The sequence below is a fragment of the Streptomyces violens genome (assembly GCF_000717745.1).
GTDB classification, from domain to species: Bacteria; Actinomycetota; Actinomycetes; order Streptomycetales; family Streptomycetaceae; genus Streptomyces; species Streptomyces violens.
In genome coordinates this window covers 572,043-593,205 of record NZ_JOBH01000002.1, presented here as the reverse complement: position 1 = coordinate 593,205, position 21,163 = coordinate 572,043, and the positions used below count along the sequence as shown (strand labels likewise).

Genomic DNA, 21,163 nt, shown 5'->3' with positions numbered 1-21,163 from the left:
CTTATGACCTCCGGATGCAGCGACAGGAGGCACCACCGTGGCAGACCGCACGCCCCCGCTCTCGGTCGAGGAGCTGAGAAGGCTCGTCGACACCGGGGAGATCGACACTGTCGTCCTCGCCTTCACCGATATGCAAGGCAGGCTCCAGGGCAAGCGGTTCGCGGCCCGGTTCTTCCTCGACGACGTCCTGGCCCACGGCTCGGAAGGATGCAACTACCTCCTCGCCGTGGACGTCGACCTCAACACCGTCGACGGCTACGCGATGTCCTCCTGGGAGCGCGGCTACGGCGACTTCTGCATGCACGGCGACACCGCGACGCTGCGCCGCACGCCCTGGGCCCCCGGTACCGCGCTGCTCACCGCCGACCTCGCCTGGCACGACGGCACCCCCGTCGCCGCCTCCCCGCGGCAGATTCTCCGCCGCCAGCTCGACCGGCTGGCCGAGCGCGGCTGGCGTGCGTACGCCGGTACCGAGCTGGAGTTCATGGTCTTCAAGGACACCTACGAGGACGCCTGGTCCCGCGGCTACCGCGACATGCACCCCGCCAACCTCTACAACGTCGACTACTCCGTGCTCGGCACCAGCCGCGTCGAGCCGCTGCTGCGCCGCATCCGCAACGAGATGGGCGCGGCCGGCATGACGGTGGAGTCCGCCAAGGGCGAGTGCAACCTCGGCCAGCACGAGATCGCCTTCCGCTACGACGAGGCGCTCACCACCTGTGACCAGCACGCTGTCTACAAGACCGGCGCCAAGGAGATCGCCGCCCAGGAGGGCATGGCGCTCACCTTCATGGCCAAGTACGACGAGCGCGAGGGCAACTCCTGCCACATCCACCTCTCGCTGCGCGACGAGGACGGCGCTCCCGTACTGGCCGACGCGGACGGCGAGTACGGCATGTCGCCGCTGATGCGGCACTTCCTCGCCGGGCAGATCGCCGCGATGCGCGACTTCACGCTGCTGTACGCGCCGAACATCAACTCCTACAAGCGCTTCCGGCCCGGCTCCTTCGCGCCCACCGCGGTCGCCTGGGGCCCGGACAACCGCACCTGCGCGCTCCGCGTCATCGGCCACGGCCACGCCCACCGCTTCGAGAACCGCCTCCCCGGCGGCGACGTGAACCCCTACCTCGCGGTGGCAGGCATGGTCGCGGCCGGGCTGTACGGGATAGAGCACAAGCTGGAGCTGCCGGACGCCTGTACCGGCAACGCGTACTCCGGCGACGCCGAACACGTACCGACCACCCTTCGCGAGGCCGCCGAGCTGTGGGAGAAGAGCCCGATCGCGCGCGCCGCCTTCGGTGACGAGGTCGTCGAGCACTACCTCCACATGGCCCGGGTGGAGCTCGACGCCTACGACTCCGCCGTGACCGACTGGGAGCGGTTCCGCTCCTTCGAACGCATGTGAGGACCAGTCACTTGCCTTCCGAGCACCAGATCCTGAACCCGGCCACCGAAGAGGTCATCGCGACCGTCCCGGCCACCACCCCCGCCGAGGTCGACGCCGCCGTCGCCCGGGCCGCCAAGGCCCAGGCGCAGTGGGCGGCGCTCGCGCCCGGCGACCGTGCCCGGCTGCTGCGCCGCTTCGCCGGCACCGTCGACACCCACCTCGAAGAGCTCGCCCAACTGGAGGTACGGGAGGCCGGCCACCCGGTCGGCAACGCGCGCTGGGAGGCCGGCAACGCCCGTGACCTGCTCGAATACGCGGCCGGCGGCATCGAGCGGCTGACCGGCGCGCAGATCCCCGTCGCCGGCGGCCTGAACATCACGCTCCACGAACCGCTCGGCGTCGTCGCCGTCATCGCGCCGTGGAACTTCCCGATGCCCATCGCCGCCTGGGGCACCGCGCCCGCCCTCGCCGCGGGCAACGCCGTCCTCCTCAAGCCCGCCGAGACCACCCCGCTCACCGCGCTGCGCCTCGCCGAACTGGGCCTCGCGGCGGGCCTCCCCGAGGGCCTGTTCCAGGTACTCCCCGGCGCCGGGCCCGTCGTGGGCAGTGCGCTGGTCGAGCACCCCGGCGTCGCCAAGGTCGTCTTCACCGGCTCCACCGGGGTCGGCAAGCAGATCATGGCCCAGTGCGCCGCCGGGGTGAAGCGGGTGACCCTCGAACTCGGCGGCAAGAGCCCCAACATCATCTTCGCGGACGCCGACATCGAGAAGGCCGCGGCCGCCGCGCCCGGCTCCTTCCTCGACAACACCGGCCAGGACTGCTGCGCCCGCAGCCGCATCCTCGTCCAGCGGTCCGTGTACGACCGCTTCCTGGAGCTGCTGGAGCCCGCGGTCAAGGCCGTCACCGTCGGCGACCCGGCCGACCCCGCCACCGGCATGGGCCCGCTGATCTCCGCGGCCCAGCGCGACCGCGTACGGTCCTACGTCCCCGACGGCGCCCCGGTCGCCTTCCGCGGCGAGGCACCCGAGGGCAAGGGCTTCTGGTACCCCGCGACCGTCCTGGAGGGACGGCCCGAGGACCGCGCGGCCACCGAGGAGATCTTCGGCCCCGTCGCCGTCGTGCTGCCCTTCGAGGACGAGGCCGAGGCCGTCCGGCTCGCCAACGCCACCGACTACGGCCTCTCCGGCTCGATCTGGACCCGCGACGTCGGCCGCGCGCTGCGCGTCTCCGGCGCCGTCGCCGCCGGGAACCTCTCCGTCAACTCGCACAGCAGCGTCCGCTACTGGACCCCGTTCGGCGGCTACAAGCAGTCCGGCCTCGGCCGGGAGCTGGGCCCCGACGCGCTCGCCGTCTTCACCGAGACCAAGAACGTGTTCATCAGCACCGAGGAGCAGTGACATGACCGACCAGACCCCCGTGTGCCGCCGGCTCGTCGGCCGTACCGCCGTGATCACCGGTGCCGGCAGCGGCATCGGCCTGGCCACCGCCCGCCGGCTGGCCTCCGAAGGCGCCAACGTGGTCTGCGCCGACATCGACGAGACCGCGGGCAAGGCCGCCGCGGCCGAGGTCGGCGGCCTCTTCGTCCAGGTCGACGTCACCGACGAGGGCCAGGTCGAGGCGCTGTTCAAGACCGCGTACGACACCTACGGTTCGGTCGACGTCGCCTTCAACAACGCCGGCATCTCGCCGCCCGACGACGACTCCATCCTCACCACCGGACTGGACGCCTGGAAGCGGGTCCAGGAGGTCAACCTCACCTCGGTCTACCTGTGCTGCAAGTACGCCCTCCCGTACATGCAGCGCCAGGGCAGGGGCTCCATCATCAACACCGCCTCCTTCGTCGCCGTCATGGGCGCCGCCACCTCCCAGATCAGCTACACCGCCTCCAAGGGCGGCGTGCTGTCGATGTCCCGGGAGCTGGGCGTGCAGTTCGCCCGCGAGGGCATCCGGGTGAACGCGCTCTGCCCCGGGCCCGTCAACACCCCGCTCCTCAAGGAGCTGTTCGCCAAGGACCCGGAGCGCGCGGCGCGCCGTCTGGTGCACGTACCGGTGGGCCGGTTCGCCGAGCCCGAGGAGATGGCCGCCGCGGTCGCCTTCCTCGCCAGCGACGACTCGTCCTTCGTCAACGCATCCGAATTCCTCGTGGACGGCGGCATCGCGGGGGCGTATGTCACTCCGGTGTAAGCGCCACAGGTAGGGTCCGAGACCGACCGGGACCGGCGGCACGCGCGTGCCGCCGGTCCCGTCGTTACTGTCGCCTGAATCCGGAGATCACATGCGAAACCGGCACACCGTCGCCACCGTCCTGGCCCTGGCCGTCACCGCGGGCCTGGCGGCCGCCGTCCCCGCAACCGCGGCCCCGGCCGCCGCCCCCGGCAGCTGCCCGCAGTTGTCGAAGAGCCCGAAGTGGTACGGCGACAACCGCGAGCAGCTGCAGGAGATGATCGACGAGCGGGGGAGCTGCTCCGGCCGTTCCGGTCAGCGCCCGGTCGCGGCGTTCGACTGGGACAACACCATCGTCAAGAACGACATCTCCGAGGCCACCCTCGCCTGGACCCTCAAGCACGACAAGCTCCTCCGGCCCGCGGACTGGCGCGCCACCAACAAGTGGCTGACCGCCGCCGCCGACCGGGCGCTCACCGAAGCCTGCGGAACCGACGTGCCCGCCGGCGAGCCCCTGCCCACCTCCGAGGACACCGGCTGCACCGACGAGATCCTCGACATCTACAACACCGCCGAGACCTCCGACGGCAAGCCCGCCTTCGAGGGCGAGTGGAACCACCGCCGCACCGTCCCCGAGTACGTCTGGCTCACCCAGCTCTTCGCCGGACTGAAGCCGGCCACCCTCACCTCGTACGCCCGGCAGGCCCGCGCAGAGAACCTCGCCGCGCCCATCGGCCGCGAACAGACCGTCGGCACCCACAAGATGGCCGGTTACGTGCGCTACTACGAGCAGCAGCGGGACCTCATCCGCACGCTGCGCAAGGCCGGCTTCGACGTGTACGTCATCTCCGCCTCCATGGAGCCGATCGTCGACGCCTGGGCGGGCGGCGCCGGCTTCGACCGCGCGCACACCATCGGCATCCGCAACCTCGTCGAGGACGGCAAGCTGGCCTACGACGTCGAGGGCTGCGGCGACGTGCCCGACGGCGGTGGCGAGGCGCTGACGTACATGGACGGCAAGCGTTGCTGGATCAACCAGGAGATCTTCCACGTCAAGGGCGCCGACGCCTGGAAGAAGCAGGACCGGGCGCACCGGATCGCCTTCGGCGCCGGGGACGCCGAGACCGACGTCACCTTCGTCGACGACGCGACCGCGGGGCACCTCGCGATCAACCGCAACAAGCCCGAACTCATGTGCCGCGCCTACGACAACGCCGACGGGCGATGGCTGGTCAACCCCATGTTCATCGAGCCGCTGCCGCGCAAGTCCGGGACGTACCCCTGCGCCACCTCGGCGTACGCCGAGCCGGACGGCGACCAGGGGCCGGTGCGCCGCGCCGACGGCAGCGTGGTGCCCGACCAGCGGGACCGTGTGTACGGCGGCTGATTCCGGCCATACAGTGTCCGGCGTGAGCATGACGACACCGCCGGGCTGGTATCCAGACCCGGGGCACACAGGCAACGGTCCCGCGCCCGAACGCTGGTGGGACGGCTCGGCGTGGACCGAGCACACCCGCGCGGCCGGGGCCGCCCCGGCGGCGTACGGCTATCCGCAGCAGGGCACGCCCGGCGCCTACGGGTACCCGCAGCAGGCGCAGCAGTACCCGCAGGGTGCGCCGGGCGCGTTCGGGCCGGCGCAGCCCGGTGGTCCGCAGCCCGGCGGCCCCGGTCAGGGCGGCGGCAGGAAGCGCGGCCCGATGATCGCCGCGATCGCCGGTGCCGTGGCCGTCGTGGCCGCCGCCGGCATCGTCCTCGCTGTCACGCTCGGCGGCGGCGACGAGCCGCAGCCCGATCCCAAGCCGACGGCGACCGCGAAGAAGACCCCGTCGCCCGGGCCCGCCACCACCTCAGCGGCGCCCGAGCCGGCCCCCACCGACGACGAGGACACCCTCGTCGACGCGCTGAACAGCATCGCCATCCCGGTCCTGGACGGCTGGCGCAAGGAAGAGTTCGGCAACGACATCGACATGTACATCGGTCCGTACTACTGCAAGGGCGCGGACAGCAAGCAGTGCCTGCGCGGCAAGGTCCTGTCCGAGACCGCGGCCGGCTTCTCCGAGACCACCGCCGAGGGCATCGCCAAGGCCGACATCGAGAAGAACATCGAGGCGACCTACGGCAAGGGCCCGTACGGCGACAAGGACTACTACGGCGGCATCGAGAACCACGAGGAGCTGAAGTCGGAGAAGGTGACCGTCGCGGGCCAGAAGGGCTACCTGGTGCGCTGGAAGGTCACCAACAAGAAGGGCCCGGACGGCATCGCCCAGTCCGTCGCCTTCCCCTCGCCCAGCGGCTCCGGCTCGATGGTCGTCGTGCGCTTCAACTTCGACGTCGGCGGCCAGGCCCCGCCGCTCGCCGACATGGACAAGATCCTCGAAGGCATCAAGCCGACGGTGTGACGCGTAGGCGTACGGGGCGGCCCGCACCGCCCCGTACTCCCATGGCCCCGCCTACAGAAACGTCTGTCCCTCGCCCCGGTACGTCGGTACGGTCGCCACCACCCGGTCCCCGTCCACCAGCCGCAGCGCGTCGAAACGCTCGCACAGCTCACCGGCCTTGGCGTGCCGGAACCACACCTTGTCGCCGACCCGCAGCCGGTCGGCGGCCGCGCCCAGCAGCGGCGTCTGCACCTCGCCCGCCCCTTCCTGCGGGTCGTACGCCAGCCCCGCCGGCAGATACGGCTCCGGCAGCCGGTCCGGTCCCGCCGCGCCGGACGCGGGATAGCCGCCGCCCAGTACGGTCACCACGCCGGGCCCCGGCCGCCGTACGACCGGCATCGCGAACAGCGCCGCCGGACGCCCGCTGAACGAACGGAAGTTGTCGAAGAGCCGCGGCACATACAGCCCCGAGCCGGCCGCGACCTCCGTCACCGCCGCCTCCGCCGCGGTGTGCTGCACGCTGCCCGTCCCGCCGCCGTTGACGAACTCCAGGTCCGGCGCCTCGGCCCGCACGGCGCGCACCGCCTCCCAGCGCCGCCGCGCCAGCTCCTTGCGCGCCGCGGCCTGCATGACGCGCACCGAACGGGAGAAGAGCGGCCGCCCGGCCACCGCGTCCCCCACGCCCGCCACATGCCCCTCGTACGCCATCAGGCCGACGACCTTGAAGCCCGGGCGGCGCGCCACCAGCCGCGCGAATTCAGCCAGTTGTGCGGGGTCGCGCAGGGGTGAGCGGCGCGCCCCCACCCGTACCCGGCCGCCGCCCGTCCGGAAGGACGTGTCCAGCTCCAGACAGACCCGGATCTCCGCCCGGCCACCGCCCCGCGCCGCGTCGATCAACTCGAGTTGTGCCACGTCGTCGACCAGTACCGTCACCGCCGCGGCCAGCTTCGGATCGCCCGCCAGCTCGGCGAACGCGGCCCGGTCCGCCGACGGATAGGCCAGCAGCACGTCGGAGAAGCCGGAGCGGGCCAGCCAGAGCGACTCCGCGAGCGTGAAGCTCATGATCCCGGCGAACCCGCCCCGGGCCAGCACGCGTTCCAGCAGGGCCCGGCAGCGTACGGACTTGCTCGCCACCCGCACCGGCTTGCCGTGCGCGCGCCGCACCAGATCCGCGGCGTTGGCATCGAACGCCGCGAGGTCGACGACGGCGAGCGGTGCGTCGAGATGAGCGGTGGCCCGGTCGTAACGGGCCTCCAAGGCATGGGGTTCGGAGGTCAGCCGGTGCATGACGGCAGCCTGCCAGAACGCATTACCGCAGGGTAGGGGAGAGATCGCGACAGACCGGACACACGAAGGCGACCGGTACCGGACACGAGTTGCGGCCGGGGGCGCGACAGCCCGTAAAGTGGCGCAGGCCGCGGCCCGCAGACCCGCGGCACCAGGTCTGATCCATACCGTCCCGCCCCGCACGCCGCCCGGGCACGGGGCCGAACTGCGCGAGGGGGAGCGCGGGTGAGCACCGAAGCGAACTATGTCGGCCAGCGCCGCCTGCCTCCGATACCTCCGCCACCGCCGTACCGGCCGGCCGCGGCCGCCCCGGACGCCGCCCACGAGGAATCGGTACCGGACACCTCTGCCGTCCCGCCCCGGCCCGCGGTCCCGCCGAAGCCCAACCGGCCGGCGCCGCCCGGCTACCGGGACACCGCGTCCTTCCACCTCGCCCAGGGAGCGGCGAGCTGGCACGGCGCGAAGGACGCCAAGGCACCGGCCAAGAAGGCCGCAGCGGCCGCGCGGCCGGCCGGACCGCCCCCAGCGGAAACGTCCCCCCAGCAGCAGCGCGCCGCGTCCGGTGCGCGCACGCCGCTGCCTCCGGAGAAGGGACCGCTCGGGACTCCCGCGCCGGCTGCCGTGGCACCGACCGTCCCCGGACAGCCCCGCGCCGGACAGACCCTCGCCGGGCACCCCGTGGACGCGACGTCGCACCGCCACGGGCTGCGGACGGCCGCCGCCGCTGCCTGCCTCGTCCTCGGGCTCGGCCTCATCGGCGGGGCCGCGGCCGGCAGCTGGCTCGCCGGGGGGCCGAGCGGGGACCAGGCCGCGGCCGCCGCGTTCACCGACGCCCGCGACCTGTGGCACAGCGTCCCCGTGCGCACCCTCTTCCCGCGGACCCTGCACGGCACGGCCGCCGGCCCGGGCGGCGCCGACCGCACCTGGCACCGGATCGCGGTCGCGCCCGACAGTGGCTGCACCAAGGCGTTCGACCCGCTGCTGGCCAAGGCGCTGGCCCCGGCCGGCTGCAAGCGCCTGCTGCGCGCGGACTACGTGGACGCGACCCACAGCAGCGTGATCACCGTCGGGGTGGTCACCACCAGGACCGACCTCGCCGGGATGCGCGCCCTGAACAAGCGGTTCAGCACCGAGCGGCTGGCCGCCCGCCGCGACCTGATGCCCCGCCCGTACACCGCCCCCGGCACGCCCGCCGCGGACTTCGGGCCCGACCAGCGCGCGAGCTGGAGTGTCCAGGTGCTGCCCGACGCGCCCTTCGTCGTGTACGCGGTCTCCGGCTTCGCCGACGGCCGCGCCGTGCCCGATCCGCGGCCGGCCGACGAGGCCACCCGTACCGGCGCCACCTCCGCGCCCGCCCAGTCGGGGCTCGGCCACGACGCCGCCGGGGTCGCGGACGGCATCGAGCGCACCTTCCGCACCCAGCTGGCCAAGGCCACGGAGGCGGACGGATGACGCGCTCCTTTCGGCACACGCCCCGTGCGCTCGCCGTCGCCCTGACCGCCGCCGTGGTGGCCCTCACGGCCCCGCCCGCGCAGGCGGACGGCATCCGCACCCAGGAATGGGCCCTGGACGCGCTGCATGTCCAGGACGCCTGGGGGACCACCAAGGGGGACGGCATCACCGTCGCCGTCCTCGACACCGGCGTGGACGCCACCCACCCCGACCTCAAAGGCCAGGTACTCCCCGGCAAGGACCTGATCGGCTTCGGGGCTGAGCGCGGCGACAAGACCTGGGCGGACCACGGCACGGCGATGTCCGGCATCATCGCCGGGCACGGCCACGGCCAGTCCGACGGCGTGCTCGGCATCGCGCCCGAGGCGAAGATCCTCCCCGTCCGCGTGATCCTCGAAGACGCGGACCCGGAGCGGAAGAAGGCCCGCACCGAGCGCGCCAACGCCCTCGCCGACGGCATCCGCTGGGCCGTCGACCACGGTGCCGACGTCATCAACCTCTCCCTCGGCGACGACAGCGACTCGGCCCACCCGGAGCCGCGCGAGGACGCCGCCGTCCAGTACGCGCTGCGCAAGGGCGTCCCGGTCGTCGCCTCCGCGGGCAACGGCGGCCAGCACGGCGACCACGTCTCCTACCCGGCGGCCTACCCCGGCGTGATCGCGGTGACCGCGGTGGACCGCTACGGCACCCGCGCCCGCTTCTCCACCCGCCGCTGGTACGCCACGGTCAGCGGCCCCGGCGTCGACGTCGTCATCGCCAACCCGGACCGCAAGTACTACGAGGGCTGGGGCACGAGCGCCGCCGCCGCGTACGTCTCGGGCGCGGTCGCCCTGGTACGCGCGGCCCACCCGGACCTGAACCCCGCACAGATCAAGCGACTGCTCACCGAAACCGCCCAGGACAGCCCCGCCACCGGCCGCAGCGACGAACTGGGTGCGGGCCTGGTCGACCCCGCGGCGGCCATCAAGAAGGGCGCCCCCGCCAAGCCGGTGGCCGACGCTGGCGCCACGTACACGAAGCGTTACTTCGGCCCGGGCCCGGACGGCCACGCGTCGAACAGCGCCGGTTCCTGGCTCCCCTGGACAGCCACGGCCGCAGGCGCAGCACTGGTGGCGGCCGCAGTGATCCTGTGGCGGCGCCGCACCTGACAAGACCGCTGGGCACCCGCCCAAGCCCGGCCGCTGCCTGCCGATAGGCTCAACCGCGTGACGCTGAAGAACATCCCGGACCCCGGCTTCTCCGACGACGACGGCACCGCCGACCCCGAGCTGACCGCGGCCCTCGCCGCCTGGTCCGACGACCGCGCCGACGAGCCCCGGCTGCTCGCGGCCCTCCGCGGCGCCCGGCTGCTCGTACCGGTGGTGGCCCTGCTGGGAGAGGTGGAGACCGGCCCGGACGGGCTCCAGCGCGAGAAGACCAGCGACATGGCCGTGCCCACCCTGCAGGCCCCCGACGGCCGCCGCGCGCTCCCCGCCTTCACGTCGATCGAGACCCTGCACCGCTGGCGCCCGGACGCCCGCCCCGTCGCGGTACCGCTCCAGCAGGCGCTGCTCGCCGCCTCCCACGAGAAGGCCGACACGATCGTCGTGGACGTCGCGGGCCCCGTGACGTACCCGCTGACCGGCGCGGCCCTGCGCGCCCTCGCCGAGGGCCGGACCACCGTCGACCCGCTCGCCGACCCCGCCGTCACCGAGGCGCTGCGGGCGGTCCTGGAGAACGAGCCGGGAGTGCGGGTAGCCCATCTGGCGCCGTCCGCCGACACCGATGCCACGCTCACCCTCGGCCTCGTCCCCGACGCCCCGGCCGGCGAGGTCGCGCAGCGCCTGGCCACCGCCCTGGCCTCGGACGACGTGCTGCGCGAGCGCCTGGTGAAGGGCCTCGACCTGGCGCTCCTGGCGCCGGACGCGGCCCCGCAGGGCGCCCCGCTCTTCAGCCGCTGACCGGCCGCCACCAGGCGCTTCGAGCGGCGCTTCAACAGGCGGGGACCTCGGGACGGACGCACAATCGCAACAGGTGCAAGATCCCTTCGAGGAAGGCCCCTCCATGGACACCCCGGAGACCCGCTCGGTCGTAGCCGAGTTCCTCGGCACGCTGCTCCTGGTGTTCTTCGCGGTCGGCGCTGCCGTGCTGGCCGGGGAGTACATCGGGACCTTCGGCATCGCCCTGTCCTTCGGCTTCACACTGCTGGCCCTGGCCTACGCGCTCGGCCCCATCTCCGGCTGCCACGTCAATCCCGCGGTGACGCTCGGGATGCTGGTGGCCCACCGCATCACCGTCCGTACGGCCGTCGAGTACTGGATCGCCCAGCTCCTGGGCGGCATCGTCGGCTCCGCGCTGCTCTTCCTGGTGGCCAAGCAGGTACCGGGCCTGAAGACCGACGGCGCCTTCGGCAGCAACGGCTTCGCCGACCGCTCGGCAGTGCACATCAATCTCGGCGGCGCGTTCGTCGCGGAGATCGTGCTCACGTTCCTGCTGGTCTTCGTCGTCCTCGCGGTCACCCACAAGGTCGCCCTGGTCGGCTTCGACGGCCTGGCGATCGGCATCGCGCTGGCCACCATCCACCTCATCGGCATCCCGCTCACCGGTACGTCCGTGAACCCGGCGCGCAGCTTCGGCCCGGCGCTCTTCGCGGGCGGCGGCGCGCTCTCCCAGCTCTGGCTGTTCATCGTCGCGCCGCTGATCGGCGGCGTGCTGGCGGCCCTGGCCCACCGGCTCACCCACACCCCGTACAGCCCGCTGCATGCCGACAGGGAACCGCCGGCCGACGAACGCTCGCCGCTCTGACCGCACGGACGGCCTCATGACGGTGGCCCCCTGATCCACGGATCAGGGGGCCACCGTCATACGTTTCCGGCGCGGGCCGCTCAGCCGAAGACCGGCCCCGTGTACTTCTCGCCCGGGCCCTGCCCCGGCTCGTCCGGCACCACCGACGCCTCGCGGAAGGCGAGCTGCAGCGACTTCAGCCCGTCCCGGAGCGGCGCCGCGTGGTACGAGCCGATCTCCGTGGCGCTCGCGGTCACCAGCCCGGCCAGCGCGTGGATCAGCTTGCGTGCCTCGTCCAGGTCCTTGTGCTGCTCGCCCTCCTCGGCGAGGCCGAGGTTGACCGCGGCCGAGCTCATCAGGTGCACCGCGACCGTCGTGATCACCTCGACGGCCGGCACGTCCGCGATGTCGCGGGTCATCGCGTCGAAGTCCGCGGGCTGCGCGTCCGGGGCGGCTGCGGAGTCGGAGGAGGGAGGGGTGGCGTCGCTCATGGCTCTCTATCTGTCCGTACGATCGGTGCGCCCGCTCCGTGCGGCCGGTGCGCTGCCCTCAGAGTAGGCCCCGGCGCGCCCGCGCCCGCGCGTGGGGCGGCGCCCCGCGCGCCCGCCGGAGGCCGTGCGAGCGGAGGCCGGTACAGGTCCCGCCCGCGTCATGTACCATTGACTTCGACCGGCCGGTCACCTATGTGTCCGGCCCACAAGTGGAGGCTCCGATCTCCCACCCGATTCCAGCCCCCAGGGCAGGCGGGTCAACGGTCAGGCTGCGCCCCGCGGTGACATTCGCGGCGGTGCTCCCCGATCTTTTTGAGGAGCCCCGCCTGTGTCCCGTCCGGGGCGTTTTTGCGTTGTTCCGGCGAGATGGTCACACCGAAAAGACGTTACGCGGCTGTCCGCCAGGCGGTCGTGTGGTGCTAAACCGAGGAGGATCCATCAGCGCCGAGCCCCGCATCAACGACCGGATTCGCGTCCCCGAGGTGCGACTCGTCGGTCCCAGTGGCGAGCAGGTCGGCATTGTGCCGCTTGCCAAGGCCCTGGAGCTTGCGCAGGAGTACGACCTCGACCTGGTCGAGGTGGCGGCGAACGCCCGTCCGCCGGTCTGCAAGCTCATGGACTACGGAAAGTTCAAGTACGAGTCGGCCATGAAGGCCCGTGAGGCGCGCAAGAACCAGGCGCACACGGTCATCAAGGAGATGAAGCTCCGGCCGAAGATCGACCCGCACGACTATGACACCAAGAAGGGTCACGTCGTCCGGTTCCTCAAGCAGGGTGACAAGGTCAAGATCACGATCATGTTCCGTGGTCGCGAGCAGTCCCGCCCGGAGCTCGGTTTCCGGTTGCTGCAGCGGCTCGCGGAGGATGTCCAGGACCTCGGTTTCGTCGAGTCGAACCCGAAGCAGGACGGCCGGAACATGATCATGGTCCTCGGTCCGCACAAGAAGAAGACCGAGGCGATGGCCGAGGCCCGCGAGGCGCAGGCCGCCCGCAAGGCGGAGCGCCAGGGTGCTGCCCCTGCCGAGCAGGAGCAGGCCGCCGAGGAGCCCGCCGAGGCGTGATCCAGGGGTGCGAGCCCCGGAGAGCGCCGGGGTCACCGCCCCGGACACCGATCGAAACAACTGACGCTCCCGTATGCCGGCCCACCGGCCGGCGGGAGCGCCACTGACGAGGAGAGAACGGCGCATGCCGAAGAACAAGACGCACAGCGGCTCCAGCAAGCGCTTCAAGATCACGGGCTCCGGCAAGGTGCTCCGCGAGCGCGCCGGCAAGCGCCACCTGCTCGAGCACAAGTCGTCCAAGCTGACGCGTCGCCTCACCGGCAACGCCGAGATGGCCCCGGGCGACGCCAAGAAGATCAAGAAGCTTCTCGGCAAGTGAGTCGCCGCGCCCCTGTGAAGGCGGCGCGAGACCGAGACCGGGACCTATTTCGAACCGGGCCGTGTGCCGACCACCACGGCCCCGCTACAAGGAGTTAACAAGTGGCACGCGTCAAGCGGGCAGTCAACGCCCACAAGAAGCGCCGGGCGATCCTCGAGCAGGCCAGCGGCTACCGCGGCCAGCGGTCGCGCCTCTACCGCAAGGCCAAGGAGCAGGTCACCCACTCCTTCGTCTACAACTACAACGACCGCAAGAAGCGCAAGGGCGACTTCCGTCAGCTGTGGATCCAGCGCATCAACGCCGCTGCCCGCGCCAACGGCATGACCTACAACCGCTTCATCCAGGGTCTGAAGGCCGCCAACATCGAGGTGGACCGCAAGATCCTGGCCGACCTCGCGGTCAACGACCAGAACGCGTTCGCCGCGCTGGTCGAGGTGGCGCAGAAGGCGCTGCCGAGCGACGTGAACGCTCCCAAGGCTGCCTGAACCTCAGCCTGAGGAAGTCGTCGAGCGGACCCGCAGGCCCCCGGCCTGCGGGTCCGCCGCCGTTTTGCGCCGCCGTTCCGCACCACAACCCCTTACGACGAAGTGAGCCGCCGCCCATGGGCACCCCCGAGCTGATCTCCCCGCGTTCCGCACGCGTCGCCGCCGCCCGGCGGCTGGCCCGCCGCAATTTCCGCGGCAAGGAGCGCCGGTTCATCGCCGAGGGGCCGCAGGCGGTCAGAGAGGCCGTCCGGCACAGCAGCGGCGGCGAGCCGACCCTGATCGAGGTCTTCGCCACACCCGAGGCGGCCGAGCGGCACGAGGGGATCGTGGCCGCGGCCCAGGACGCCGGGGTGCGGGTCCTGCTCGCCGACGACGACACCATCGCCGACCTCTCGCAGACCGTGACCCCGCAGGGCCTGGTCGGCGTCTGCCGCTTCCTGGACTCGCCGTTCGAGGAGATCCTGGCCGCGCGGCCCAAGCTGGTCGCGGTGCTGGCCAACGTCCGCGACCCCGGGAACGCCGGTACGGTACTGCGCTGTGCGGACGCCGCGGGCGCCGACGCCGTCGTGCTGACCGATGCCTCCGTGGACCTGTACAACCCCAAGTCCGTACGGGCCTCCGTCGGCTCGATCTTCCACCTGCCGGTCGCCGTCGGCGTGCCGGTCGAGCGAGTGGTCGACGGGCTCAAGGGCGCGGGCGTGCGCATCCTGGCGGCGGACGGCGCGGGGGAGGACGACCTGGACGCCGAGCTGGATGCCGGCACCATGGGCGGCCCGTCGGCCTGGATCTTCGGCAACGAGGCGTGGGGGCTCCCGGAGGAGACCCGCGCGCTCGCGGACGCCGTCGTGCGGGTGCCCATCCACGGCAAGGCCGAGAGCCTGAACCTCGCGACCGCGGCCGCGGTGTGCCTGTACGCCTCCGCGCGCGCCCAGCGCACGCCAGGAGGGTGCCGCTCCGCCACCGCGGGCTAGTAGGGTGGCGTGCCCACACCGGAAGGGGGTAGCGGGATGAATGTGCGGACTTCCGGCACACGCGCGTCCGTGGTGGACATCTGTCTCTCGGGCGACCCCGGCGAGAACCCTCCACTCCCGTACGACCCGGCCGCCACGGCCGCCGGGCTGGATCCGGACGAGCTGCCCGACGGCCTGGTGGTGGCCGACGAGAGCGGCCGGGTGGTGTGCTTCAACGCCGCCGCCGCGCGGCTGACGGCCGTCGACCCCGGTGACGTACTCGGGCTGCCCCTGGAGAGCGCGCTGCCGCTGCAGGACATCGAGGGCCGCCGCTGGTGGCAGCTGACCGACCCGTACGGCGGGCTGGCCATCCGCACCGGGCAGCCGGAGCGCAATCTGCTGCTCGGCAGCCGGGAGCTGCTGGTCTCCGCACGGTACGTACGCGACCGGCCGCTGGGCCCGGTGCGGCGCCTGGTCGTCACGCTGCGCGGCACCGAGGCGCGGCGGCGTACGGAGCTGAGTCACGCCGAGCTGATCGCCACCGTCGCGCACGAGCTGCGCTCGCCGCTGACCTCCGTGAAGGGCTTCACCGCGACCCTGCTTCAGAAGTGGGAGCGCTTCACCGACGACCAGAAGCGGCTGATGCTGGAGACCGTCGACGCGGACGCGAACCGTGTGACGCGGCTGATCGCCGAGCTGCTGGACATCTCGCGGATCGACTCGGGGCGCCTCGAGGTGCGCCGGCAGCGGGTCGACATGGCCTCGGCGGTACGGCGGCACGTTCAGGCGCAGACCACGGCGGGCCAGCGCCCGGACCGCTTCCTGATCCGCATGCTGGAACCGCTCCCCGACATGTGGGCCGATCCGGACAAGGTCGATCAGGTACTGGGCAACCTGCTGGAAAATGCGGTGCGGCACGGCGAGGGAACGGTCACCATCGAGGTGGCACCGACACCCATGACCACCGGCGCGGAGGGAACGACCGTCACCGTGAGCGACGAGGGCCCCGGCATCCCCGAGGAGTCGATGAGCCGCGTCTTCACCCGCTTCTGGCGGGGCAGCAAGCGCGGCGGCACCGGCCTGGGCCTGTACATCGTCAAGGGCATCGTCGAGGCCCACGGCGGCACGATCACGGTCGGCCGGACCCCGGCCGGCGGCGCGCAGTTCCGATTTACCCTGCCCGTCGGCACCCCGGCCTTCATGGCCTGAGCGGGACCGACGGGCGCCGTCCTGCCTGGGGCGTCGGTGAGGCGTGGCCGCGATGCCCCTTAGACTTGACCTTTGGCACCTTTGGCATTCAAGCGTCGGGGGCAAGCCGCGCGCCAAGACCACCGGAAGCACGGGAAGAGATGTCCGCACCCAATAAGTCGTACGACCCTGTTGAGGTCGAGGCCCTGAAACCGGAAGAGATCGAGCGCATGACGAGCGAGGCGCTCGCCGCGTTCGCCGCCGCGACCGACCTCGACGAGCTCGCCCAGGCGAAGACCGCCCACACCGGCGGCACCTCGCCGCTCGCGCTCGCCAACCGGGAGATCGGCGCCCTGCCCCCGCACGCCAAGGCGGACGCCGGCAAGCGCGTCGGCCAGGCCCGCGGCCGCGTGAACCAGGCCCTCAAGGTCCGCCAGGAGGAGCTGGAGGCCGAGCGGGACGCCCGCGTGCTGGTCGAGGAGGCGGTGGACGTCACGCTGCCGTACGACCGCGTACAGGCCGGCGCCCGGCACCCGCTCACCACCCTCTCGGAGCGCATCGAGGACGTCTTCGTGGCGATGGGCTACTCCGTCGCCGAGGGCCCCGAGGTCGAGTCGGAGTGGCTGAACTTCGACGCGCTGAACATCGCCCCGGACCACCCGGCCCGCACGATGCAGGACACCTTCTTCGTCGAGTCGGCCGCCGACGGCGACGAGAAGCAGACCGGTGTGGTGCTGCGCACGCACACCTCGCCGGTGCAGATCCGCTCGATGCTGGACCGCGAGCCGCCGCTGTACGTGATCTGCCCGGGCCGCGTCTACCGCACCGACGAGCTGGACGCGACCCACACCCCGGTCTTCAACCAGGTCGAGCTGCTCGCCATCGACGAGGGCCTGACCATGGCGGACCTCAAGGGCACCCTGGACCACATGGTCCGGGCGCTCTTCGGCGAGGGCATGGAGACCCGGCTGCGGCCGAACTACTTCCCGTTCACCGAGCCGTCCGCCGAGATGGACATGGTGTGCTACGTGTGCCGCGGCGCGTCCGTGGGCAATCCGGACGCGCCCTGCCGCACCTGCTCCAGCGAGGGCTGGATCGAGCTGGGCGGCTGCGGCATGGTCAACCCGCGGGTGCTGACCGCCTGCGGCGTCGACCCGGAGAAGTACAGCGGATTCGCCTTCGGGTTCGGCATCGAGCGGATGCTGATGTTCCGCCACAACGTCGAGGACATGCGAGACATGGTCGAGGGTGACGTGCGCTTCACCCGGCCTTTCGGGATGGAGATCTGATGCGGGTCCCGCTTTCTTGGCTGCGGGAGTACGTCGACCTGCCGGCCGGTGAGTCCGGTCGTGACGTGCAGACCAAGCTGATTGCCTCCGGTCTGGAGGTGGAGACCGTCGAGCAGCTGGGCGCCGGCATCGAGGGTCCGCTGGTCGTCGGCCAGGTGCTGACGATCGAGGAGCTGGAGGGCTTCAAGAAGCCGATCCGCTTCTGCACGGTCGACGTCGGTCAGGCGAACGGCACGGGCGAGCCGCAGGAGATCGTCTGTGGCGCCCGTAACTTCGCCGTCGGCGACAAGGTCGTCGTGGTCCTCCCGGGCGCCACGCTGCCCGGCGACTTCAAGATCGCCGCGCGCAAGACGTACGGCAAGGTCTCGCACGGCATGATCTGCTCCGGCGACGAGCTGGGCATGGGCGACGACGGCTCGCACGGCATCATCGTGCTGCCGCCCGAGATCGAGGTCGGCACCGACGCGATCCGGCTCCTGGAGCTGGTCGACGAGGTGCTGGACATCGCGGTGACCCCGGACCGGGGCTACTGCCTGTCGATGCGCGGCGTCGCCCGCGAGACCGCGACCGCGTACGGCCTGCCGCTGCGCGACCCGGCGCTGCTGGACGTGCCGCCGCCGAACAGCTACGGCTACCCGGTCAAGGTCACCGACCCGATCGGCTGCGACCGCTTCACCGCCCGTACGGTCGTGGGCCTCCAGCCCGAGGCCCGCTCGCCGATCTGGCTGCAGCGCCGTCTGCAGAAGGCCGGCATGCGGCCGATCTCGCTCGCCGTCGACGTCACCAACTACGTGATGCTCGAACTGGGCCAGCCGCTGCACGCCTACGACCGCTCCCTCATCCAGGGCACGATCGGGGTCCGCCGCGCCGAGCCCGGCGAGAAGATCACCACGCTGGACGGTACGAAGCGCGTCCTGGACGCCGAGGACCTGGTCATCACCGACGACCGCGGGCCGATCGGCCTGGCGGGCGTCATGGGCGGCGCCAACACCGAGATCGCCGACCACGGGGCCGACCCGGAGACCGGTGAGGTGCGGGGCACGACCGACGTCGTCATCGAGGCCGCGCACTTCAACGCGCTGACCATCGCGCGCACGGCCCGTCGCCACAAGCTGTCCTCCGAGGCGTCCAAGCGCTTCGAGCGCGGCGTCGACCCCGAGGCCGCGTCCGCCGCGGCCCAGCGGACCGTCGACCTGCTCGTGCTGCTCGCGGGCGGCACCGCCGAGGCCGGCGTGACGGAGATCGTGGCGCCCAGCGGGCCGCACACGATCACCATCCCGGCGGACCACCCGGACAAGGTCGCGGGCGTGGCGTACGGCCGCGAGACCGTCGTCCGCCGCCTCCAGCAGGTCGGCTGCGACGTGTACGGCCAGGACGAGCTCATGGTCACGGTGCCGTCCTGGCGCCCGGACCTGACCGACCCGAACGACCTCGCCGAAGAGGTCATCCGGCTGGAGGGCTACGAGAACCTGCCCTCGACGCTGCCGACGCCGCCCGCGGGCACGGGCCTGACCGAGCGGCAGCGGCTGCACCGCCGGGCCGGCCGCGCGCTGGCCGGCGCCGGGTACGTCGAGGCGCTGAACTACCCGTTCATCGGCGAGGCCGTGCTCGACCAGCTCGGCATCGAGGCGGACGACCCGCGCCGCCGCACGGTGAAGCTGGTCAACCCGCTCTCGGACGAGGAGCCCTCGCTCCGTACGACGCTGCTGCCGGGCCTGCTGTCCGCGCTGCGGCGCAACGACGGCCGTGGCTCGCACGACCTGGCGCTCTTCGAGACCGGCCTGGTCTTCCGGCCGACCGGTGACGAGAAGCCGGCCGCCCGGCTGCCCGTCGACCGCCGGCCGACCGACGCGGAGATCGCCGCGCTGAATGCCGCGCTGCCCGAGCAGCCGCGCCGCGCCGCCGTGGTCCTCGCGGGCGCCCGCGAGCAGGCCGGCTGGTGGGGCAAGGGCCGCCCGGCGACCTGGGCCGACGCCGTCGAGGCGGGCCGTCTGGTGGCCCGTGAGGCGGGCGTGGACCTGATCGTCCGCCAGGACCAGCACGCACCCTGGCACCCGGGCCGCTGCGCCGCGCTGCTCGCGGTCGTGGACGGCGAGGAGGTGCTCGTCGGCAACGCCGGTGAGCTGCACCCGCGGGTCATCAAGGCGCTCGGCCTGCCCGAGCGGACGTCCGCGATGGAGATCGACCTGGACCGCCTGGAGCGGGCCGGTGCGGGCGTGGTGCCCGCGCCGCGGATCTCCACCTTCCCGGTCGCCACCCAGGACGTCGCGCTGATCGTCGACTCCGCGGTCCCGGCCGCCGACGTCGAGTCCGCGCTGCGGTCCGGGGCCGGTGAACTGCTGGAGGACCTGCGGCTGTTCGACGTCTTCACCGGCGAGCAGGTCGGCGAGGGCAAGAAGTCCCTGGCGTACGCGCTGCGCTTCCGCGCGGCCGACCGCACGCTGACCGCCGACGAGGCGTCCGCCGCCCGTGACGCGGCAGTCGAGGCGGCCGTCGAGCGGACCGGCGCGAGCCTGCGCGCGTAACGACGCGACACCGCAAGGGCGGTGGTTCGACCTCGGTCGAGCCACCGCCCTTGTGCTTTCAGGGCATCACGGCGGCGGCCGCGGAGGCGTCAACCCCGCGTGTCACTCGATGGGGTGAGAGGGCGGCGGTGGACGGGGGTTCCGCCACCCCGCGTCGCCAGAATCGATCACGCCGCGGAGCATTTATGCGTCGGCACGCGACCGCGCGAGGGTACGGCCGAGGGAGACCATCCGGATGAACCGCACCTGGGCGTGGCGGCCGCTGCCGCCGGTGGCGGGAGAAACGTTCGGCGGCTTCGCCCGCCGGCTGTTCGTCCTCGTCCTCCCCGGGATCTGGGTGGCCGCAATCCTCGCTTGGGAGCTGGCCGGTACCGGTCACGCGCAGCCGCTCCAACTACTCGCCGCCGCACCGGCCATCGCCTGCGCCGGCACCGGCCGCCGGGAGTGCGTCGTGCTCGGCGGCCTGTGCGCGCTGATCGCCCTCATACCGTTCGGCGCGGCCGGCCAGGACGCCGCGCCCGCGACCCGGCTGGGCACCTGCGCCGCCGTCCTCGCCGTGGTCGCGGCCAGCTATCTGACGGCGGGGCGGCGGGCGCGGCTGCTCCGCGAGCTCGCGCGCACCCGGGACGTCGCGGAGGCGGCGCAGCGGCTCGTGCTGCGCCCGCTGCCGGAACGGATCGGCGGTATCCGGGTCGCCGCCGGACACCTGTCGGCGGGCGAGGGCGCGCTCATCGGCGGCGATCTGTACGACGCGGTGCCGACGCGGCACGGCCTGCGGGTCGTCATCGGCGATGTGCGCGGCCACGGCCTGGCGGCCGTCGGCACGGTCTCCGCCATGCTCGGCTGCTTCCGCGAGGCCGCGCACGACGAGCCGGAACTGTCCGGGGTGTTACGCCGCCTGGACCGCGCGCTGGCGCGGCACCTGGCCGGGCGGTCCGGGGCGGCGGAAGCCGAAGACGCGGACGCCGCCGAGGAGTTCGTCACCGTACTGCTGCTCCAGGTCGCGCACGGCGGCGAGTACACCGCACTGAACTGCGGCCACCCCTGGCCCTATCGGTTCGGCAGCGGCACGGCCGAGCCGGTCGCGCAGGACGAACCGCTGCCCCCGCTCGGCCTGTTCCCGCTCCCCGACCAGCTCCACCCGCTGTCCGGGCGACTGAACGGCCGCGAGGGGCTGCTGCTGTACACGGACGGCGCCGAGGACGCCCGCGACGCGCGCGGGGCGTTCTTCCCCCTCCGCGCGGAACTGCTCATGTGCCTGTCCGGTGCGGCCCCGCCCGCGCCTCGCGTCCTCGTCGCCGCCGTGCGCGACCGGATCGCCCGGCACGCGGACGGCCGGCTCACCGACGACGTGGCCCTGCTGGCCCTCGCGCACGCCGCATGGGGCGGGCACCGTTCACACCCCGTGTGAACTTCCCCTGATTA

Annotated in this window: 18 protein-coding genes and 1 pseudogene; 17 read left to right on the top strand and 2 right to left on the bottom strand. The window is 72.7% G+C overall.

Annotation, left to right across the window (positions count from 1 at the left end; translation table 11 throughout):
- The first annotated feature begins 37 nt into the window (after positions 1-37).
- The 5 genes from IF04_RS0105950 to IF04_RS0105930 all read left to right on the top strand — a co-directional run bounded on the left by IF04_RS0105950 (position 38) and on the right by IF04_RS0105930 (position 5,949).
- A complete protein-coding gene (locus IF04_RS0105950) occupies positions 38-1,405 on the top strand; it encodes a glutamine synthetase family protein (protein ID WP_030251963.1) in 1,368 nt (455 codons plus the stop codon).
- A gap of 11 nt (positions 1,406-1,416) precedes the next feature.
- Complete coding sequence (locus IF04_RS0105945) at positions 1,417-2,784, top strand: aldehyde dehydrogenase family protein (protein WP_211259767.1); 1,368 nt, start codon at positions 1,417-1,419, stop codon at positions 2,782-2,784.
- A gap of 1 nt (position 2,785) precedes the next feature.
- Positions 2,786-3,571 carry a 3-oxoacyl-ACP reductase gene (locus tag IF04_RS0105940; protein ID WP_030251960.1) on the top strand — a complete coding sequence of 262 codons (786 nt, stop codon included), beginning with the start codon at positions 2,786-2,788 and terminating at the stop codon, positions 3,569-3,571.
- A 91-nt stretch (positions 3,572-3,662) separates the two neighbouring features.
- Positions 3,663-4,937 (top strand): HAD family hydrolase, encoded by a 1,275-nt coding sequence (locus tag IF04_RS0105935; RefSeq protein WP_030251959.1) that lies wholly within the window; start codon positions 3,663-3,665, stop codon positions 4,935-4,937.
- A 28-nt stretch (positions 4,938-4,965) separates the two neighbouring features.
- A complete protein-coding gene (locus tag IF04_RS0105930; RefSeq protein WP_030251958.1) occupies positions 4,966-5,949 on the top strand; it encodes a DUF2510 domain-containing protein in 984 nt (327 codons plus the stop codon).
- Between the two features lie 51 nt (positions 5,950-6,000).
- Here IF04_RS0105930 and IF04_RS0105925 read toward each other — a convergent pair whose 3' ends face one another.
- On the bottom strand, positions 6,001-7,215 hold the full coding sequence (locus IF04_RS0105925) for an amino acid deaminase/aldolase (RefSeq protein WP_106975542.1): 1,215 nt from the start codon (positions 7,213-7,215) through the stop codon (positions 6,001-6,003).
- A 225-nt stretch (positions 7,216-7,440) separates the two neighbouring features.
- Here IF04_RS0105925 and IF04_RS39510 point away from each other — a divergent pair, with 225 nt between their 5' ends.
- From IF04_RS39510 to IF04_RS0105905, 4 genes are all read left to right on the top strand, one after another.
- Entirely contained in the window at positions 7,441-8,667 is a 1,227-nt protein-coding gene (locus IF04_RS39510) for a hypothetical protein (RefSeq protein ID WP_245654286.1), read from the top strand.
- The gene (gene mycP / locus IF04_RS0105915) at positions 8,664-9,815 is read left to right on the top strand and encodes a type VII secretion-associated serine protease mycosin (protein ID WP_030251949.1); all 1,152 of its coding nucleotides are present in this window, start codon (positions 8,664-8,666) and stop codon (positions 9,813-9,815) included. Before IF04_RS39510 ends, mycP begins: the two co-directional genes overlap by 4 nt.
- A 57-nt stretch (positions 9,816-9,872) precedes the next feature.
- Positions 9,873-10,607, top strand: a complete 735-nt coding sequence (locus IF04_RS0105910) for an SseB family protein (RefSeq protein WP_030251945.1) — start codon at positions 9,873-9,875, stop codon at positions 10,605-10,607.
- 103 nt (positions 10,608-10,710) lie between these two features.
- On the top strand, positions 10,711-11,451 hold the full coding sequence (locus tag IF04_RS0105905) for an MIP family channel protein (RefSeq protein WP_030251942.1): 741 nt from the start codon (positions 10,711-10,713) through the stop codon (positions 11,449-11,451).
- 80 nt (positions 11,452-11,531) lie between these two features.
- On the opposite strand, the gene IF04_RS0105900 is transcribed toward IF04_RS0105905, so the two are convergent.
- A complete protein-coding gene (locus IF04_RS0105900; RefSeq protein ID WP_030251939.1) occupies positions 11,532-11,921 on the bottom strand; it encodes a DUF1844 domain-containing protein in 390 nt (129 codons plus the stop codon).
- 411 nt (positions 11,922-12,332) lie between these two features.
- Here IF04_RS0105900 and infC point away from each other — a divergent pair.
- The 8 genes and pseudogenes from infC to IF04_RS0105860 all read left to right on the top strand — a co-directional run bounded on the left by infC (position 12,333) and on the right by IF04_RS0105860 (position 21,149).
- Positions 12,333-12,982: pseudogene (gene infC / locus IF04_RS0105895) on the top strand (translation initiation factor IF-3).
- Between the two features lie 124 nt (positions 12,983-13,106).
- Entirely contained in the window at positions 13,107-13,301 is a 195-nt protein-coding gene (rpmI, locus tag IF04_RS0105890) for a 50S ribosomal protein L35 (RefSeq protein WP_030251934.1), read from the top strand.
- A gap of 101 nt (positions 13,302-13,402) precedes the next feature.
- The gene (gene rplT, locus IF04_RS0105885) at positions 13,403-13,786 is read left to right on the top strand and encodes a 50S ribosomal protein L20 (RefSeq protein WP_030251930.1); all 384 of its coding nucleotides are present in this window, start codon (positions 13,403-13,405) and stop codon (positions 13,784-13,786) included.
- Between the two features lie 116 nt (positions 13,787-13,902).
- The gene (locus tag IF04_RS0105880; RefSeq protein ID WP_030251927.1) at positions 13,903-14,757 is read left to right on the top strand and encodes a TrmH family RNA methyltransferase; all 855 of its coding nucleotides are present in this window, start codon (positions 13,903-13,905) and stop codon (positions 14,755-14,757) included.
- Between the two features lie 36 nt (positions 14,758-14,793).
- Entirely contained in the window at positions 14,794-15,945 is a 1,152-nt protein-coding gene (locus IF04_RS0105875; protein ID WP_030251925.1) for a sensor histidine kinase, read from the top strand.
- A 140-nt stretch (positions 15,946-16,085) separates the two neighbouring features.
- Positions 16,086-17,213, top strand: a complete 1,128-nt coding sequence (gene pheS, locus IF04_RS0105870; protein WP_030251924.1) for a phenylalanine--tRNA ligase subunit alpha — start codon at positions 16,086-16,088, stop codon at positions 17,211-17,213.
- Positions 17,213-19,738, top strand: coding sequence for a phenylalanine--tRNA ligase subunit beta (pheT, locus tag IF04_RS0105865; RefSeq protein WP_030251922.1), 2,526 nt, complete (start codon positions 17,213-17,215; stop codon positions 19,736-19,738). The genes pheS and pheT overlap by 1 nt, the downstream gene beginning before the upstream one ends.
- A 235-nt stretch (positions 19,739-19,973) precedes the next feature.
- A complete protein-coding gene (locus IF04_RS0105860; protein WP_078599877.1) occupies positions 19,974-21,149 on the top strand; it encodes a PP2C family protein-serine/threonine phosphatase in 1,176 nt (391 codons plus the stop codon).
- Positions 21,150-21,163 lie beyond the last annotated feature (14 nt).

Coding starts and splice junctions, on each gene's coding strand:
- IF04_RS0105940 (WP_030251960.1), top strand. CDS start 2,786: ATGACCGACCAGACCCCCGTGTGCCGCCGGCTCGTCGGCCGTACCGCC.
- IF04_RS0105905 (WP_030251942.1), top strand. CDS start 10,711: ATGGACACCCCGGAGACCCGCTCGGTCGTAGCCGAGTTCCTCGGCACG.
- IF04_RS0105935 (WP_030251959.1), top strand. CDS start 3,663: ATGCGAAACCGGCACACCGTCGCCACCGTCCTGGCCCTGGCCGTCACC.
- IF04_RS0105925 (WP_106975542.1), bottom strand. CDS start 7,215: ATGCACCGGCTGACCTCCGAACCCCATGCCTTGGAGGCCCGTTACGAC.
- IF04_RS0105880 (WP_030251927.1), top strand. CDS start 13,903: ATGGGCACCCCCGAGCTGATCTCCCCGCGTTCCGCACGCGTCGCCGCC.
- mycP (WP_030251949.1), top strand. CDS start 8,664: ATGACGCGCTCCTTTCGGCACACGCCCCGTGCGCTCGCCGTCGCCCTG.
- pheT (WP_030251922.1), top strand. CDS start 17,213: ATGCGGGTCCCGCTTTCTTGGCTGCGGGAGTACGTCGACCTGCCGGCC.
- pheS (WP_030251924.1), top strand. CDS start 16,086: ATGTCCGCACCCAATAAGTCGTACGACCCTGTTGAGGTCGAGGCCCTG.
- rpmI (WP_030251934.1), top strand. CDS start 13,107: ATGCCGAAGAACAAGACGCACAGCGGCTCCAGCAAGCGCTTCAAGATC.
- IF04_RS0105900 (WP_030251939.1), bottom strand. CDS start 11,921: ATGAGCGACGCCACCCCTCCCTCCTCCGACTCCGCAGCCGCCCCGGAC.
- IF04_RS0105930 (WP_030251958.1), top strand. CDS start 4,966: ATGACGACACCGCCGGGCTGGTATCCAGACCCGGGGCACACAGGCAAC.
- IF04_RS0105875 (WP_030251925.1), top strand. CDS start 14,794: ATGAATGTGCGGACTTCCGGCACACGCGCGTCCGTGGTGGACATCTGT.
- IF04_RS0105860 (WP_078599877.1), top strand. CDS start 19,974: ATGAACCGCACCTGGGCGTGGCGGCCGCTGCCGCCGGTGGCGGGAGAA.